The following is a 14,186-nucleotide window of genomic DNA, read 5'->3' as shown; positions in this document are numbered from 1 at the left end:
AAAAAGAAGCCCACTTTTGCTAAGTACTTTTCTTTGCAAAAGTGGGCTGGAAAACATATCTCTTGTTAAGTTAAAGTCGCGATATCCTGTTGCAATACCTTTATTAGTACATCCTGTACGTCTCAAAAGCGAAAGGGTCAGCTACAACGTTTGTCTCGTTCTTCATATCTTATATACCTTTACAGGTGGTATTTTTGAAGCGACTGGCATAGAGCTTATTTCAGTATACTAACGTCTAAGCACTGTGGCATTGTGGATTATATATTTTATGTGGAGCATATCTCTGGAACAGCAAAAAAATTAGTGACTAATATTCTTTTCTACCCTTCAAGAAAGAATATCCTACAGTTAAATAGGTTTTTGAGCATGCTTAATCTGATCTTTTTTTAAAAGTAGAGAGGACCTAAAGACCCCTCTCTATTACTAACTTACTTATTTAATGCTTGGTAAAATGCCTTGGTAATCAATTGTGGTCTTGTAATAGCACTGCCTACTACGACAAAGCTTGCACCTAATTCCAATACTTTGGCTGCCTTCTCTGGAGTATCTATTTTTCCTTCTGCCACAACCGGAATATCCACAGTCTTATGGATTTCCTTCCAAATTCGAAAGTCATGGTCAAAAATATTCTGCCCTTCTGTTTCTCTGGTATAACCAACTAAGGTTGTAGATACACAATCAAAACCCGCTTTCTCTGCTTCTGCAGCCTCTTCTGATGTAGAGATATCAGCCATTAATGCAATATGAGGAGCATTCATTTTAACATAATCGACCAATTCTTTGGTTTGAACTCCACTCGGTCGTGGACGTAAAGTAGCATCTAATGCGATCATATCCGGTCCCGCTTCTATTAATTCGTTTATTTCGGTTAATGTTGCCGTAATAAACACGTCACTGTCTGGATAATTTTGCTTAACCAAACCAATCACAGGTACATCCACCTGTCGCTTTATTTCTTTAATATCTACTCCGGAATTAGATCTAATTCCTGCTGCTCCTCCTTCGACCGCTGCAACAGCCATTCTCCCCATAATAAAGGAAGAATGAAGCGGTTCATGCTCTAATGCCTGACATGATACGACTAATTTATTTTCTAACTGTTTTAAAACTTCCATAATCCATTCTCTCCTATAGTTCAAATTATTCTTTTTCACTAAAATATGTCATAAAATCACTAGGTATAAAATTAGTGTACTTTTTAAAGACATCGATAAAATATCGATAATTACTAAAGCCTACCTCAATAGCAACCATAGTAATTTTATCTTCGCCTGTTTTAATCCGTTCCATAGCCTTCTGAATTCGATAACGATTTAAAAAATCATTGAAGGTATAACTAGTACCTTCTTTGAACTTTTTATTTAAGTATGTGGTACTCATACCAAGCTCCTCAACTAGATCATTGACACTTATTTTTTCATGATAGTGTTCCTGTATATAAGCAATCATCTGTTGAACATGCTTTGATTTATCATTCACTTCATTCCACACATCTACATTTAAAAGGTTGATTTGTTCTGGGGTCTTTATGCTTTGTTCCATAATCTGAAATTGTTTCTTGGCATCCACAGCTACCTTTGCACGTTTTATTGCTGCTTCTAATTCACGATGATCTACTGGTTTTAGTAAATATTCACTTACACCAAATTGAATAGCCTTTTTGGCATAACTAAAATCATCATAACCAGAAAGAATAATAGTGCTAAATAAATTCCTATTTTCACAAGCTTCTAACATCTCAATACCATTTTTTAAGGGCATATTAACATCCAGCAATACGATATCAGGCTTTAATTCTGCAATCTTTTGCAAGCCTTCTTCCCCGTTTATAGCTTCACCCACTACTACACAGTGGAGCTTTGTCCAATCCAAAATATACCTTAAACCTTCTCGAATAATATCTTCATCTTCTACAATCAGCATTTTATACATCGAGTTCTCCCCCTTTAACATATGGAATGGTTACTTGTACGGTGGTTCCTTCACCCATAGCACTATCAATTGACAAACCATATTCATCTCCATATTGCAGGCGTACCCGATGATGTGTATTATATAAACCAATTCCAATCTGATTATTCTCTGTTGCTTCTTTCTTCGTTTGAATATCGTAAAGCTTTTTAGGATCAATCCCTTTTCCATCATCTTTAACAGTAAATATGATTTGCTCCGCTGCAATTTCTGCCTTAATCCAAATATTTAAACTAGTTTGACGTTGATAACCATATTTTATAGCATTTTCTATAATGGGTTGTAGTAATAATTTAGGTACATAAACATACTTAATTTCTTCAGGGATATCAAAAGTATAATGAAGCCTGTCGTTAAATCGTAATTTATGCAATTTTAAATAATCGATCGTATAGTTCAAATCTTGTTCCAACACAACGTGCTCCATTGTTTGATTAATGCTATATCGTAATAAAGAAGATAATGATAAAATGATGTCTTGTGCTTTATCTTTATTGCTTATCATCGTATATCGTAATGTTTCCAGTACATTAAATAAAAAATGAGGGCGGAATTGACTTTGCAACATTTTTATTTCATTTACTTTTCTAATCTCAGACAGTTCTCTGTTTCTATTCATTAAGTCATTTAAGCTATCCAGCATGGTATTATATTGATTTGCCAGTGTCTCAAATTCATCTCCTGTATGTATCTCTACATAGGAAGTTAAATCACCTTTTTTTAATTGGTCAACCGCAATTAATAACTTATCAATCGACTCAGCATTTTGTCTGGACATCTTTTCTGCTAATACCCGAAGCAGTATAAATAGGAAAGAACAAGTAATCCCTATAAATATAAAATATAGAATTAGCACTACTTTATCTATTTCTGTATTGTTTAATGTATAGATACGAAAGGTGTTGTCTGCTGATTCTGTTTGATTCATATAGTAAGTATCATTTTTTATTTGAATTTTCGATTTAGACAGTCTTTCAGGCTGGAATTTGTTCATCAAACCTCGTACAATTTCATTAGAAGTCACAACGATGCGATTATACGCATCTGTAACAACAGCAATATCTGTCTTCTCTCCAAAAATCAAGTGTTGAAAATCCTCTTCATATAGTTTATACACCAAATAACCAATAATTTGGTCATCCTGTTTTACAGCCTTCCCTATGGTCATAGAAGAAAGCTGCCCATGTGAAAAATTCATTTTTTCCACAGAGGTTAACAATTGATCTGGATCTTTCTCAAGTCGAGGAACTACATTTTTTAAAATATCTTCATTTGCTTCATCGTTTGATTTATTACTGTCAGCTACAAACACATCTTGCCTATCAATTAAATAAAAGTTACTTTTTACTTCTTGACTATTATTAAAGTTATAAAATTCCTCATAAACTAGATTGATATTACTATGTGACTGTAAACTTTCCAATACTGCAGAAGCTGATGTCATCCGTTTTATCTCTTCTTGATATGACTTATAAACAGCTTCAATACTCTCACTTATTTGTCGTCCAGCTTGTTTGGCATCATATACCGCCTTCAAATGAAAAATAATAACTGTAAATAGGGTAAATAAGACAATCAATATTAAAATAGGGATGACTGTATATTTAAGAAAAAGATGTTTTGTGGCTTCTTTGAAGCTTTTCCCTTTCAATATAGAGTCGCCCCCTTAAATATCAACTGTATTTTTTCATAATGATTCTGTTACACTACAAAGAAACTTCCTTCTTACCTGTTAATTTAAAGAAAACCAAAAGTGAAATAACTGTAATTACAATTAATATAGTAGATAACGCGGCTGCTACACCATAGTTACCACGAATAACTTCTGTGTATACTCCAATAGTCATCGTACGCGTATTAGTGGTATATAGCAATACTGATGTACTTAACTCACTAATAATTGTAACCCAACTAAGAATAGCGCCAGAAATGACTCCTGGAAGCATCATTGGCAATGTAATTTTAAAAAATGTTTTGAGATTGGAAGATCCCAAACTGGCAGCCGCTTCCTCTATATTTGGACTAATTTGATGAATAATCGCTGCACTGGAACGAATCGTATATGGTAGCCTCCTAATAACAAAAGCAATAACAATAATTGCGGCTGTACCACTTAAAAGAAGTGGTCTGCTGTTGAAGCCTAGTAATAAAGCTACACCTAATACAGACCCAGGTACAATATATGGTATCATCGAAATAATGTCCAAACCATTAGTGATCGTACTGCGTCGTCTTACCGTCACATAGGCAACTAAAATCGCAATCACCACAACAAAGAATAAGGCTACTAAACCTAAAGTAAAAGTATTCACAATTGTGTCACCAGAACGTGCAAATGCGGTTCTAAAGCTATCTAACGAATAACCAGGCACAAAGATACGCCCAGAGGTTTTTTGAAATGCGGTATACACTACATAAAGCTGTGGCAAGATAGCTAGTGCTAAATAACCATATACAAACATGTGAGCCAACACATTCTTAATCCCTGATTGTTTCTTCTCCTTAATAGGATGAAGAGCACTCATTGAAAAGGATTTTTTGTTTGTTATAAATTTTTGCAGGAGAAAAATGGTTAAAGCAAGGATAACGACAATGACACTAATCGCAGCAGCAAAACCAGAATCACCGCCCATTTCACTAGTAAACTCATTAAAAATTAACACAGGCAATGTCTGAAATCCTTCACCAATCAACATTGGGGTACCAAAGTCAGCTAAAGCCCGCATAAATACAAGCAATGAACCTGCTAGTATCGTAGGAACCATTAGTGGCATGATGACTAGCCAAATCTTTTTAAAACCAGTATACCCCATGCTTTCTGCTGCTTCTATCAATGAATTATCAATACTTTTAAACGCCCCCATCATAAACATATAAATTAATGGAGTTAATTGTAATGTTAATACAATTAAGATTCCCGTAAAGCCATAAATATCCGGCATGGTAATATGGAATATATCACTAAGGAAATTGGTCACTACACCATTTCTCCCCATTAATAAGATCCAAGCATAGGCTCCAATAAATGGTGGTGCCATTGAAGATATAAGGATTAAGATTTGCAGATATAATTTTCCCTTTATCTTAAATGTAGTCATAATATAAGCTAACGGCGTAGCAAGAATTAAGGAAGAAAGAGTAACAGCAACAGTTACCCTCAAGCTGTTAAACAATGTTCCATAATAATATTTCTTATCAAAAAACTCACTAAAGTAAGCAAGTGAGAATCCACCATCTTTAATGACACTCTCTTTCAAAAGCGTAAACAATGGCAGCATAAGTACAAGAGCGTATAAGATAATAATTCCTACTGTAATTACACTCCATATATCCTTTTTGAAGGCCTCGTTATTTTGCATAGGAATCATCCTCCAAAATATTCCTCTCGCTCTCATCGTCGAATAAATTTATTTTTTCCTTTTTGATCAACAATCTTACATTTGTTTCAGGCTCAAGTGGTTCACCTAGCGTTGCCTCTTCTATAACTTCTACAGATTCTTTCGTCTGTAATTTAACTGTATAATGAACATTCAGACCTAAAAAAACACTCTGTTGGATTACACCCGGAATACCTTCTTGTGTCTGACTAATCGCAAATTCCTCTGGACGAATAGAGACTTTTACTGTTTCTCTCTGCTGTGGAGGAATATTGCTCATATCCAATTGATAATCGTCATGCATTACCAGTACTGTCTTACCATTTTCTGATCTTAATGAACGTTTTAAAATATTAGTTCGTCCAATAAAACTTGCAACAAATATATTAGATGGCTTTTGATAGATTTCTCTTGGTGTTCCCACTTGTTGGATTATGCCTGTATTCATAACCGCAATTCGATCAGAAATAGCCATCGCTTCCTCTTGATCATGTGTTACATAAACAGTGGTGATTCCTATTTTTGATTGAATTTCCTTAATTGCCTCACGCATATCAATTCGCAACTTGGCATCTAAATTTGAAAGAGGCTCATCCATTAATAACACATTGGGTTCTATAACAATAGCACGTGCCAGAGCAATTCTTTGTTGTTGCCCACCAGAAAGGTTTTCTGGCATCGTATTTTTAAATTGGCTTATTTGTACAATATCTAAGATATTGTCCACTCTCTTTTCGATTTCATCTTTTGCTAGCTTTTTATTTTTCAATCCAAATCCTACATTATTTTTTACATCTAAATTTGGAAAAATAGCATAGTTTTGAAATACCATTCCGATATTTCTATACTGAGGCGTAATTAGATTCATTACTTTTTCACCAAATGAAATGTCACCGCCCTCAATACTATTAAATCCGGCAATCATTCTCAATAACGTCGTTTTTCCACATCCTGAAGGACCCAAAAGAGTGAAAAACTCACCCTTTTTGATGTCAAGAGACAGCCCAGAAATAACAGTCTTATCATTATATTTCTTTACTATGTCGTTAAAACTGATAGTTACACTCACAATTATTCTCCTTTTGTACTCAATAATATATTTATACAGTTATTCTTGGGCTTCCATGAATACATTCTTGTATGTGTCTACAATATCATTTTTATGCTCTCTTACATACTCTTCATCTTCCTCAATCGTATAAATATCATCCATATCTATCATACCTTCACCTAATTCAACATTCTCACGCAAAGGGCGATTTGTTAATTCACTACCAAATGCTTCTTGAGCTTGTTCAGAAATAACAAAATCCACAAATTCCCTTGCATTGTCCAAATTTTTAGCACCTTTTATTATATTAACCGTCGAATCTAAAAATACAGTGCCTTCTTTTGGATATATGACTTCAACTGGTGCACCATCTCTAACATAGGCTAAGGCCGGATCCTCATATGTTAGTCCTACTACATATTCACCATCGGCAACACTTTTATGGACAGCTCCTGAACCACTTGCAACTCTGCCATCTAAATTTTCAACAAGTTCACTCACATAATCCCATCCTTCATCTGAAGTGTAGTCACCACCCATTGCTAGCAACATATTTGTTAATTGTGCAAAGGCTGAACTAGAGGATGCAGGATCTGCTGCCGATATCTTTCCTTTTAATTCTGGATTAAGTAAGTCCTCATAACCTTCTACCTTGATATCACCAATTAAATCTGTATTGACAATTAAAACACTTCCATTTGTAATATATGGTGTATACAAATCTTGATAATTTTTATGCTGTTCTAACATTTCTGTATCATTTGCAGAAACATATTCTTGAATTAAGTCAGGATTTTCCCCTTTCCTAATAGCTCCAAAAAGAATATCTCCATATGGATTTTCCGCTTCTGTCTCTACTCGTTTAATTAATTCTCCTGCGCCAGCTGATACAAGTTCAACCTCAATACCCGTTTCCTGCTCAAACATTGGAATAATTGTATTTATGATATCTTCACTATTTGGAGAATAAATAACAAGTGTATTTTCATCCTCTTCTCCAGAACTACATGCACCTAATACAACTAATAACATTATCCCTAACAATAAATACGTGATTTTTTTCAATTGTAAAAGCCTCCTTAATCTTTAATGGTTTCAGTATATATAGATATGACAGCGGTTTCAATGCCATTATTTAACGACTTTGTCCAATATTCAACACAGAAAAAATTATCTTATATTGTTATAAATTTAATATTTTTTAATGATAAAAGAATAAAAAAACCAAGAATGACATGTACAATCAATCTTATAATTACATTCATTCTTGCAAGCGCTATTATTTATTTTGAAAAACGACATTATCTTATTGCTAAGTCTGATTATCCATGATACTATAATTTTAGTTAATAAATTAATTTAATTAATCAGGAGGGTATAAACATGAATGAACAAACATTGATCGATAAGTTTATTGAGCTCTATCAGCCCAAAAACGAAGTGCATACCTTTTTTGCTCCGGGTCGAATTAATCTGATTGGAGAGCATACAGATTATAATGGCGGCTATGTCTTCCCTGCTTCCATTTCTTTCGGAACATATGCCGTAGCTGCTAAACGAGAGGATCGAACGATTCAATTTTATTCAATTAATTTAAAGGAAAAGGGAATGATCACTGTCACACTTGATGATTTAAATTATCAAAAAGATGATAACTGGGCGAATTATCCTAAAGGCATGGTTGATTTCTTTATCAAAGCGGGATTCGAACTCAGCCATGGTTTTGACGTTTTATATTATGGCAATATTCCTAACGCAGCCGGATTATCATCGTCTGCTTCGATTGAATTAGTCACAGGCGTCTTGCTTGAATCACTCTATCAATTAGATATTGATCGTATTGATATGGTCAAGATTGGCCAACAAGTTGAAAATAAATATATTGGTGTCAATAGTGGCATCATGGATCAATTTGCTATTGGAATGGGTAAGAAAAATCATGCTATTCTGCTAGATTGTGATACATTAGACTATCAATATGCACCTATCGAACTTGGTAACTATGTTATTATGATCATAAACACAAACAAACGACGCGAACTAGCGGAATCTAAGTATAATGAAAGAAGAAGCGAATGCGAGCATGCTTTAAAAGACTTACAAACTCAACTCCCAATCAAAAGTCTTGGCGAATTATCAATCGATCAATTTGAAACAAATAAACATTTAATCAGCAATGAAGTTGTACGCAAACGCGCCAAGCATGCCGTTTATGAAAACCAACGGACTAAAGATGCGCTTGCTAAATTACAGGCTGATGATTTAGTTGGTTTTGGTCAACTATTAAATGAATCTCACTTATCCCTTCAATATGATTATGAAGTAACAGGCGTTGAATTAGATACGCTTGTTCAAACAGCTTGGGAACAAGATGGTGTGTTAGGTGCTCGAATGACTGGTGCTGGATTTGGTGGATGTGCTATTGCGTTAGTTGATAAAAATAAAGTTGACCAAATCGAGAAAAATATCACAGACGTTTACACAAGTAAAGTCGGCTATTCACCTACATTTTACCAAGCTACAATTGGCGACGGAGCAAAAGAGTTAAAATTATAAGGAGGGCTTTCTAATGAATATATTAGTTTTAGGTGGTGCGGGTTATATAGGCTCCCACGCCGTTTATCAGTTAATTGAACAAAAACACCGGGTGATTGTAATCGATAACTTATCAACTGGACACCGGCAAGCAATTCATCCAGATGCTAAGTTCTATTCTGGTGATATTCGTGATCTTGATTTTCTCAAAAGTGTTTTTGAACAAGAAAAAATTGATGCGGTCATTCATTTTGCCGCTAATTCACTTGTCGGTGAATCAATGGAGAAGCCGCTCAAATATTTTGATAACAATGTTTATGGGACTCAAGTCGTCTTACAAGCGATGCAAGAATACAATGTGAAAAATATTGTTTTCTCATCAACAGCAGCAACTTATGGTGAACCAGAAGCTGTCCCAATTACTGAAGATATGCCTACTGTTCCAACCAGCACCTATGGTGAAACAAAGCTCACCATGGAAAAGATGATGCGTTGGTGTGAAGAAGCATATGGTATTCGCTATGTCTCATTACGCTATTTTAACGTTGCTGGTGCTAGATCTGATGCAAAGATTGGTGAGGATCATAATCCTGAAACACACTTAATCCCAATTGTTCTCCAGGTTGCACTTGATCAACGTGATTTTATTACTATTTATGGAGATGATTATCCTACCGATGACGGTACGTGTATTCGCGACTATATTCATGTTGAAGACCTCATTGACGCACATATACGTGCAGTGCATTATCTTATTGACGGAGGAGAAAGCAGTATCTTTAATCTTGGCAGTTCACAAGGGTTTTCTGTTAAAGAAATTATTGAAGCTGCTCGTCAAGTCACTGGACACCCAATTCCGGAAAAAACCGGCACCAGACGATCTGGTGATCCAAGTACGTTAATTGCCTCATCTGAAAAGGCAAGATCGGTTCTTGACTGGAAGCCTAACCGAACCGAAATTAACCGTATTATTACTGATGCTTGGCGTTGGCACCAACATCATCCAACCGGTTATTAAGGAGGATTACAATGATCGAAACAATAATTGAACAACTGATTTCAAAAGTCATACACACGGGTCTAATTGAAGAACGAGATCGGATCTATAGTCGTAATCAGATTTTAGGATTACTTAGACTTGATACATTTACCGAAGTGGATGTTCCTGAGACAAAGGCAACAATCCCCCAATTACTCAATCAGTTAGTTGAGGATGCTGTTCAACGTGAAGTCATTTCTGAAGCATTAGATGAACGTGAGCAACTTGATGCCCATTTAATGAATGTCTTTTTAATGAAACCATCTGAATTGAATCAGACCTTTACGACTCTTTATAATGAAGATCCAATTAAAGCAACAAACTATTTCTACGAATTAAGTCAAACAAGCAACTATATTCAGACTGAACGAGTTGCTAAAAATATTCATTATCAAGCAAACACAGACTATGGGAAGATAGATATTACAATTAACTTATCCAAACCAGAAAAAGACCCGTTGCAAATTAAACGGGAACGAGAAATGAAGCAAGAGGTTAATTATCCGAAATGTTTACTATGTGTTGAAAATGAGGGATATGTTGGTCGAACAGGTCATCCCGCTCGTTCAAACCATCGAGTCATAGCTCTCGAGTTAACAAATGAAGATTGGTTTTTCCAATACTCACCTTATGTTTATTATAATGAGCATAGTATTGTTTTGAGTAAAGAACATCGACCAATGGTTATTACACAAGATACGTTCAAGCGGCTGCTTGCCTTTGTTGAACAATTCCCCCACTACTTTATTGGTTCAAATGCAGATTTACCGATTGTTGGTGGAAGTATTTTGAGTCATGATCATTATCAAGCAGGTCGTTATACCTTTGGAATGACAGAGGCTGAAGCGGTATACAGCTTCCAATTAGATGATTATCCAACTATTGATGCAAGCATTTTAAATTGGCCTATGTCTGTCATTCGTCTACGTGCAACAGATCAGGATTTGCTGGTAGAAGCAGGAACTAAGATTCTATCAACTTGGCGTGAATACAGTGATCCAGAGGTGGAATTGCTCGCTTATACAGATGATACCCCACATAATACAATTACGCCTATTGCTCGCTATCGTCATGGTGCTTATGAATTAGATTTAGTCTTGCGAAATAATCGGACAACAGCTGAACATCCAGATGGACTTTTTCATCCACACCAAGATGTTCATCATATTAAAAAGGAAAATATCGGTTTAATTGAAGTGATGGGGTTAGCTGTTTTACCTCCACGTTTAAAGCCAGAGCTTAATCAATTAAAACAATATCTATTGGATGAATCAGACCAAGTGGAAGCCTATCACAAAGACTGGGCAGATCAGATTAAGGCTGAGACAAAAGAACTGAATCGTGAGAACATTGATCAAGTCGTTGAAGACCAATTAGCAAAAAAATTTGTTAAGGTTTTAAAGGATTCTGGTGTGTTTAAGTCGAATACTATAGGGAAGGAAGCGTTTAAACGCTTTATTGCTACATTAAATTCTTAAGCAACAGGAGGACACGACTATGCGAGCAAAAACTACTCCATTAACAATCGAAGGCCAAAAGTGGCATGAATACACATTGGTCAATGATAATGGACTTTCCGTCTCTTTTCTAGACTTTGGTGGAATCATCACATCACTTGTCACACCCGATAAGAATGGAACTTTTGAAAATATTGTGATCGGATTTAAAGACTATAAAGACTATTTAAACAATAAGAATTACTTCGGCTCATTAATCGGTCGAGTCGCTGGTCGAATTGGAAATTCAACCTTTACGCTCAATGGAGAAACTTATCAACTACCTGCAAATGACGGTGCACACCACTTACATGGAGGGGCTGTCGGTCTTAATTCTGTCATCTGGCAAGTTGAATTAATTGAAACAGCAACCAGCTCAGGAGCGGTTTTATACCATACGAGTCTAGATGGCGAAGGTGGATATCCTGGTACAATTAAATATAAAATTTCTTACACATTAACGAATGAGAATGAATTCATCATTGATTATGAGGCTTTCTCTAATAAGGATACTGTTTTAACCCTAACCAATCATTCCTACTTCAATTTATCTGGAAATTTAAAAGAAACAATCCTTAATCATGAAGTGAAAATGGATGCTAGCCAATTTGTTGAATTGGATGAGGAGTTAATCCCAACAGGGCGTATTTTACCTGTAGCTGAGACTGTTTTTGATTTTACTAAAGGGCGTAAAATTGCTGATGCTATTGGTTCTGGTGATCCACAAAATGTTATTGCTGGAGATGGCTATGATCATTGCTTCTTATTTGACCATACCAAGCATGAAAATGTGGTCGTGACTGAACCAAAAAGCGGCCGAATCCTAACAGTTAAGACAGATCAGCCAGCTATGGTTATGTACACTGGAAATATGTTAGATGATTCATTAAATTTAAAAGAGCGTCGATCTGCCAAGCATCTTGGTCTTTGCTTAGAAACTCAAAGTACACCAGCATCACTTGAACATTCAGAGTTCCCAAGTATTTATCTTGAGGCAGATAAAAAATATCGTCAATCAACAACTTTTAATTTTTCAACATTATAATCACATTAAAAAGAGCAGGAATAACAATTTCTGCTCTTTTTTTAGTTACTTTAGATTGAAATTTCACCGTTTTTTGCAAATAGCTCGACAATGATTAAGGCAACTGCTCCAAGAGCAGTTGAATGATCCCCAAGCTCGGAAATGTTAATGATTGTTTGTTTAGCTGTTTTGGTTAAAGCTCGCTCATCAATTGTTGCTTTAATTGTAGGAAGAATGTATTTACCAGCCTTTGAAACACCACCATCTAGGACGATTTGACTTGGATTCAAGGTATGAATTAAATTTGTTAAACCAATACCGATATAGGAACCCGTATCATGCAAAACTTCCTGTGCAAATAAATCTCCCGCTTCAGCCGCTTGAAAAACATCAAATGCAGTTAGCTGCTCTACTTGACTTAAACTCGTTGCAGCTCCTTGATCAATTAACTTTTTTGTTCTTGCTGAAATAGCTGGTCCGGAAATCAATGTTTGCAAACAACCCCGATTTCCGCAAGTACAACGTTCACCATGAAGGTCAATCGTCATATGCCCAATCTCACCCGCAATATGACTTTCTCCTCGATATAACTCACCATCTATCGTAACTCCTGCCCCAACACCATTTCCAATGTTAACAACGACCAAACGTTCACTATCTTTGCCTTGTCCGAACCATTTTTCAGCCAGTGCAAGTGCACGAGCATCATTCTCTACTTTAACAAGATAAGAAAAATGATTGGATAATGTGTCTGCAATCGGCATATTGTGTAAATCTAAGTTTGGCGCATAAAATGAATACCCAGTTTCAGCATCTACAACTCCATGCATCGCAACACCTATCCCAATAATATCATCAACATATTCTGAACTCTGCTTTAAAATTGCTTCAGTTACATCGATTAAGGATGTTAAAAATTGCTCTTCTGTCATTGGAAGAGAAAGTTTATATTCTAGATTTGTAATAACTTTTCCAGATAAATCGGTTAGAATCGCATCAATTTTACTTGGACCAGCATCAATACCTATCATATAGTAAGCCTTTTGATTAATGATTAGCATCGTTGGCTTTCGGCCACCTTTTGACACACCTTGGCTGCTTTCTAAAACCATCTTTTGATCCATTAATTCTTTAACAAGCGTCCCTACTGTAGGAGGTGTGAGCTTAGTTTCTTTCGCAATTTGAGCACGAGAAATTGGACCATCATTTAAGATCTTCGTCAAAATAATCGACTTATTCAAAGATTTCATTTCTTGAAAACTACCACGCTTCATGTCTTCTCCTCCATCATAAAATACTGTCTGATGTCTCATTTTACCATGTAACTTAATTAAATTAAAGAAGTTCAATGATAAAAATGCGATCACTCGCTTTTTCTTGTGTCTTCGATATCTTCATGGACCCTGAAGAGTTTAACCAAAGATACCTTGAGTAACTTGTTTTTATACTTGTCCCATCAAAAGCGTCTGGGACTGCGATTACTCGTCCCATCAAAAGCGTCTGGGACTGCGATTACTCGTCCCATCAAAAGCGTCTGCTGTTTTTTATACTTCTAGCGTGCAAATTAGCTTTTTAGATCTTCAGATCCACTAAAATGAGCATTTATTTTTACTCTAATGTCAATCTACTTTAAAAAGAGCAGACTTTCTCATTTGAAAATCTGTGAAAGGCATATAATTGAAAAAGATGAGTA

General features: G+C 35.6%; 11 protein-coding genes. 4 read left to right on the top strand and 7 right to left on the bottom strand.

Annotated features, from left to right (window positions below):
• Positions 1-428 precede the first annotated feature (428 nt).
• Genes ACS127_RS07650 through ACS127_RS07625 form a run of 6 tightly spaced genes read right to left on the bottom strand, consistent with a single transcriptional unit; the run spans position 429 to position 7,464 of the window.
• Positions 429-1,115: an N-acetylmannosamine-6-phosphate 2-epimerase gene (locus tag ACS127_RS07650; protein WP_440897830.1), complete on the bottom strand. Its 687-nt coding sequence runs from the start codon at positions 1,113-1,115 to the stop codon at positions 429-431.
• 25 nt (positions 1,116-1,140) lie between these two features.
• Positions 1,141-1,932, bottom strand: a complete 792-nt coding sequence (locus ACS127_RS07645) for a response regulator transcription factor (RefSeq protein ID WP_440897829.1) — start codon at positions 1,930-1,932, stop codon at positions 1,141-1,143.
• Positions 1,925-3,622: a sensor histidine kinase gene (locus ACS127_RS07640; protein WP_440897828.1), complete on the bottom strand. Its 1,698-nt coding sequence runs from the start codon at positions 3,620-3,622 to the stop codon at positions 1,925-1,927. The genes ACS127_RS07645 and ACS127_RS07640 overlap by 8 nt, the downstream gene beginning before the upstream one ends.
• Positions 3,623-3,677: 55 nt before the next feature.
• Positions 3,678-5,330, bottom strand: a complete 1,653-nt coding sequence (locus ACS127_RS07635; protein WP_440897827.1) for an ABC transporter permease — start codon at positions 5,328-5,330, stop codon at positions 3,678-3,680.
• Positions 5,320-6,417: an ABC transporter ATP-binding protein gene (locus ACS127_RS07630; RefSeq protein WP_440897826.1), complete on the bottom strand. Its 1,098-nt coding sequence runs from the start codon at positions 6,415-6,417 to the stop codon at positions 5,320-5,322. Before ACS127_RS07630 ends, ACS127_RS07635 begins: the two co-directional genes overlap by 11 nt.
• A gap of 39 nt (positions 6,418-6,456) precedes the next feature.
• A complete protein-coding gene (locus tag ACS127_RS07625; RefSeq protein WP_440897825.1) occupies positions 6,457-7,464 on the bottom strand; it encodes an extracellular solute-binding protein in 1,008 nt (335 codons plus the stop codon).
• Positions 7,465-7,782: 318 nt separating this feature from the next.
• Here ACS127_RS07625 and ACS127_RS07620 point away from each other — a divergent pair, with 318 nt between their 5' ends.
• Genes ACS127_RS07620 through ACS127_RS07605 form a run of 4 tightly spaced genes read left to right on the top strand, consistent with a single transcriptional unit; the run spans position 7,783 to position 12,514 of the window.
• The gene (locus ACS127_RS07620) at positions 7,783-8,955 is read left to right on the top strand and encodes a galactokinase (RefSeq protein WP_440897824.1); all 1,173 of its coding nucleotides are present in this window, start codon (positions 7,783-7,785) and stop codon (positions 8,953-8,955) included.
• 13 nt (positions 8,956-8,968) lie between these two features.
• A complete protein-coding gene (gene galE, locus ACS127_RS07615) occupies positions 8,969-9,952 on the top strand; it encodes a UDP-glucose 4-epimerase GalE (protein WP_440897823.1) in 984 nt (327 codons plus the stop codon).
• Positions 9,953-9,963: 11 nt separating this feature from the next.
• Positions 9,964-11,451, top strand: a complete 1,488-nt coding sequence (gene galT, locus ACS127_RS07610; protein ID WP_440897822.1) for a UDP-glucose--hexose-1-phosphate uridylyltransferase — start codon at positions 9,964-9,966, stop codon at positions 11,449-11,451.
• Positions 11,452-11,470: 19 nt separating this feature from the next.
• The gene (locus ACS127_RS07605; RefSeq protein ID WP_440897821.1) at positions 11,471-12,514 is read left to right on the top strand and encodes an aldose epimerase family protein; all 1,044 of its coding nucleotides are present in this window, start codon (positions 11,471-11,473) and stop codon (positions 12,512-12,514) included.
• 50 nt (positions 12,515-12,564) lie between these two features.
• Here the strand turns inward: ACS127_RS07605 and ACS127_RS07600 are convergent, their stop codons facing one another.
• Positions 12,565-13,767, bottom strand: coding sequence for an ROK family transcriptional regulator (locus ACS127_RS07600; protein ID WP_440898101.1), 1,203 nt, complete (start codon positions 13,765-13,767; stop codon positions 12,565-12,567).
• Between the last annotated feature and the right edge of the window lie 419 nt (positions 13,768-14,186).

Origin of the sequence: Amphibacillus sp. Q70, assembly GCF_052055485.1 — a bacterium.
Classification (GTDB): Bacteria; Bacillota; Bacilli; order Bacillales; family Amphibacillaceae; genus Amphibacillus.
This window is presented reverse-complemented; position numbering and strand designations above follow the sequence as displayed.